Here is a 3,729-nt window from a genome sequence, read left to right as displayed (position 1 = left end):
CTCCGCCTTGCCGCGGCGCTCGCGGTCGCCCTTCTGACCCTGCTCCCCCTCGGTTACGTCGTCGTCGGGGTGGTCGGCACGGGTCCCGCCGGGGTGGTCGCGTTGGTCTGGCGTCCGCGGGTGGGCGAACTACTCCTCAACACGGTCGCGCTCGTCCTGCTCGGGACGGCGGCGTGTGTCGTCGTCGGCACCGGTGCGGCCTGGCTCGTCGAGCGGACGACCCTGCCGTGGCGTCCGCTGTGGACAGGGCTGATGGCCGCCCCGCTCGCCGTCCCGGCCTTCGTGAACAGCTTCGGCTGGTACTCGCTGTTCCCCGGGTTCGACGGCCTCGACGCCGCCGTGCTGGTGACGACGCTCTCCTACTTCCCCTTGGTCTACCTGCCGGTCGCCGCCGTCCTGCGCGGCACCGACCCGGCGTTCGAGGAGATGTCCCGTGCGCTCGGCAACGGACCGTGGCGCACGTTCGGACGTGTTGTCCTGCCCCAGCTCCGGCCGGCCCTGACGGGTGGTGCGCTGCTCGTGGCCCTGCACCTGCTCGCGGAGTTCGGGGCGTTGCAGTCGCTGCGGTTCGACACCTTCACCACCGCGATCTACGACCAGTTCCAGTCGACCTTCAACGGCGCCGCGGCGACAATGCTCGCCGGCGTGCTCGTGCTCCTCTGCCTGCTGCTGCTCGGCGCGGAAACCGGTCTCGCCGGCAGGGCGCGAGTCGCCCGGGTGGGCTCGGGAACCGCGCGGCGGGCCGTCCGTCACCGGCTGGGACCGGCCACGCTGCTCGTGGTGCCGGCGCTCGTCCTCCTCGTGGTGCTCGCCCTGGGCGTGCCGCTGGGCCGCATCGCCTACTGGCTCGTCACCAGCACCTCGACCGCCTTCCCGCTCGACGTCCTGCTCCGGACGACCGCGACCTCACTCGGCCTCGGGCTGCTCGCAGCAGTGGTGACCTCGGCGCTCGCGCTGCCGGTCGCCTGGCTCGTCGTCCGGCGCCGGGGCAGGCTGAGCCGGCTCGTCGAGCGCAGTACGTACGTGGGCAACTCGCTGCCCGGCATCGTCGTGGCGCTCGCGCTGATCACGATCGGGATCCGGCTCGTACCCGCGCTCTACCAGAGCACCGCGATGCTCGTCGCCGCCTACGCGGTGCTGTTCATGCCGCGCGCGATGGTCAGCCTGCGCGCCGCCCTCGCCCAGATCCCGCCGGAGTTCGACGACGTCGGGCGTTCCCTCGGCGTCGGGCCCGGCGGCGTCCTCGTCCGCGTCACCGTTCCCCTGGTCGCCCGCGGGCTCGGCGCGGGTGCGGCACTGGTGTTCCTCGCCGTCGTCACCGAGCTCACGTCCACCCTGCTGCTGGCCCCGATCGGCACGCAGACCCTGGCCACCCGGTTCTGGAGCGAGTCATCCGCCCTGCACTACGGCGCCGCGGCGCCCTACGCCCTGTTGATGATCCTGATCTCCGCCCCGGCGGCGTACTTGCTGACCCGCCGGAGCCGGGAGGAGGTCGCGTGACGCCCGGATTGGAGGTCCGCGGACTGCGCCACTCCTACGGCGACGTGGCGGTGCTGCGTGGCGTCGACCTGACCGTGCCCTCCGGTGCGTTGACCGCCGTCGTCGGACGCTCGGGGTGCGGGAAGTCGACCCTGCTCCGGCTGGTCGCAGGCTTCGATCACCCCGACGAGGGCACCGTGGCGATCTGCGGACAGGCCGTCACGGGGCCGGGCGGGCTCGTTCCGCCCGAGCGGCGGCGGATCGGCTACGTCACGCAGGAGGGCAACCTCTTCCCGCACCTCACCGTGGCCCGGAACATCACCTTCGGGCTGACCCGCCGGGAGCGGCGCACCCGCCACCGCGTCGTCGAGCTCCTGGAGCTGGTCGGGCTCGACGAGTCCTACGCCGGGCGCAGGCCCCACGAGCTCTCCGGCGGGCAGCAGCAGCGCGTGGCGCTGGCCCGCGCACTGGCCCCGCGCCCCGATCTCGTGTTGCTCGACGAGCCCTTCTCCGCGCTGGACCCCGAACTACGGGTGGGGACCCGGCGGGCCGTGGCCGACGCGCTCGCTGCCTCGGGGACGACGACCGTGCTCGTGACCCACGACCAGACCGAGGCCTTGTCCCTGGCCGGCCGGGTGGCTGTCCTGCGCGACGGGATCATCGTGCAGGAGGGTGAGCCCGCCGACCTCTACCGCCGCCCAGGTGACGACGGCGTCGCGGCATTTCTCGGCGACGTCGTGGAGCTGCCCGCTCAGTTCCGGGACGGGCTGGCCACGACCGCACTCGGGGACCTGCCCGCAGAGCGGCGCAACGGGTCGTCGAGCGTGCTCGTCCGGCCCGAGCAGATCACCCTTCGCCCGGTCGTGGAGGGAGCCGCGACCGCAGAGGTGATCGGGATCGACTTCTTCGGGCCCTACGCCGTCGTCCGGGTCCGGATCGCCGACGGGCTGGTCGTGAACGCCCGCTGCCCGGGACATCTCCTACCCGGGGTCGGCGAGCGGGTGGGCGTGGCGGTCACCGGGACGGTTCTCTGACCGCTCGAATCCACGTTCCGGGCCAACTGCCTGGGACGACGCCCGGGTTGGCGTAGAACTTGGCGTGCGGGTGTGGCAGCCGCCAGCCCGCATGTCCCGAAGGGGTGCACCGATGAAGAAGATTTCTTTGACTGCCCTCGCCCGTGAGCAGCTGGAGATCGCCAGGCAGGCGTCCAGCGGTCGGAGCGCCACGACGGTGTACGGCGGACATGAGCACGTCTTACGTCAGACCCTGATCGCCCTGACCGCTGGAAGCAGCCTGGACGAGCACGAGAACCCCGGCGAAGCCACCGTGCACGTACTGCGCGGGCGCGTGAAGCTCGGCTCCGGCGACGTCGCTTGGGATGGTGCCGCGGGGGATCTCCTGATCGTGCCCGACGCACGCCACTCGCTCGACGCGATCGAGGACTCCGCAGTGCTGCTCACGGTGGCCAAGATTCGCTGATCGGCGCGGTCGCACCGGTCGAGCTACTACAGCGACGGTTCACATCATGATCAGGTGTGCGGCTGGAGGATTAGCCTGCAGACGTGATTTCCGGCAGGAATGGGACACGATCGGCGGTCGTCATCGGCGCAGGTATCGGCGGCTTGACCGCCGCGGTGGCGCTCCGCCGGATCGGCTGGGAAGTCACCGTAGTGGAGCGGGCGCCGGTCATCAGCGAGGTCGGGGCGGGCCTGACGCTGTGGCCCAACGCCATACGAGCCCTCGGCGTCCTCGGCCTCGAGTCGGCTGTGGCCGTACACGCGATCCCGACGGTTTCGCGCGGCAACATCCGTCAACCCGACGGTCGCTGGCTGCGCCACGGCCGTGCCGATGACGTCGGCGTCCTCGCGATTCACCGCGCACAGCTGCATGAGGTTCTCCGCGGCGCACTTCCCGAACGCTCGGTGCGCACCGGCGCCGAAGTCGTCGGGGGTACGACCGGCACCGGCGGGCCCGTACCCAACTCATCGCCCGAACCGCCCGACAGTCGAACGCACGCAACGCCAACGACAGCACCGTCGCTCATGCCCTGACATCGCTGGCTGTGCGCCTCGCCCCGCCCGGCCTCTGGCGCCGCTCGACCGCGCGGTGGGCGGGCTGGACTCCCCCGACGGCGATCTCAGCCATCGGATCCCGATAGTTCTGGTCGCGGGACGACGTCAGTTCTTGTGCTTGGTGACCTCGTCGGTCAGTTGGGGGGCGACCTTGAACAGGTCGCCCACCACGCCGAAG

At 71.6% G+C, this 3,729-nt stretch carries 4 protein-coding genes; all 4 read left to right on the top strand.

Annotated elements, in window-relative coordinates:
* Positions 1–1,500: ABC transporter permease (locus tag ABD743_RS13205; RefSeq protein ID WP_344722223.1), on the top strand; the 1,500-nt coding region annotated here is incomplete at its 5' end.
* On the top strand, positions 1,497–2,513 hold the full coding sequence (locus ABD743_RS13200; RefSeq protein WP_344722221.1) for an ABC transporter ATP-binding protein: 1,017 nt from the start codon (positions 1,497–1,499) through the stop codon (positions 2,511–2,513). The genes ABD743_RS13205 and ABD743_RS13200, both read left to right, overlap by 4 nt.
* A 112-nt stretch (positions 2,514–2,625) precedes the next feature.
* Positions 2,626–2,958, top strand: a complete 333-nt coding sequence (locus ABD743_RS13195; RefSeq protein WP_344722219.1) for a cupin domain-containing protein — start codon at positions 2,626–2,628, stop codon at positions 2,956–2,958.
* Positions 2,959–3,041: 83 nt separating this feature from the next.
* Positions 3,042–3,530 (top strand): NAD(P)-binding protein, encoded by a 489-nt coding sequence (locus ABD743_RS13190; protein WP_344722218.1) that lies wholly within the window; start codon positions 3,042–3,044, stop codon positions 3,528–3,530.
* Positions 3,531–3,729 lie beyond the last annotated feature (199 nt).

Origin of the sequence: Pseudonocardia yunnanensis (assembly GCF_039534065.1) — a bacterium.
Taxonomy (GTDB): domain Bacteria; phylum Actinomycetota; class Actinomycetes; order Mycobacteriales; family Pseudonocardiaceae; genus Pseudonocardia; species Pseudonocardia yunnanensis.
The sequence above is the reverse complement of the archived record's forward strand: the minus strand, read 5'-3'. Positions and strand labels throughout refer to the sequence as shown.

Coding starts and splice junctions, on each gene's coding strand:
- ABD743_RS13195 (WP_344722219.1), top strand. CDS start 2,626: ATGAAGAAGATTTCTTTGACTGCCCTCGCCCGTGAGCAGCTGGAGATC.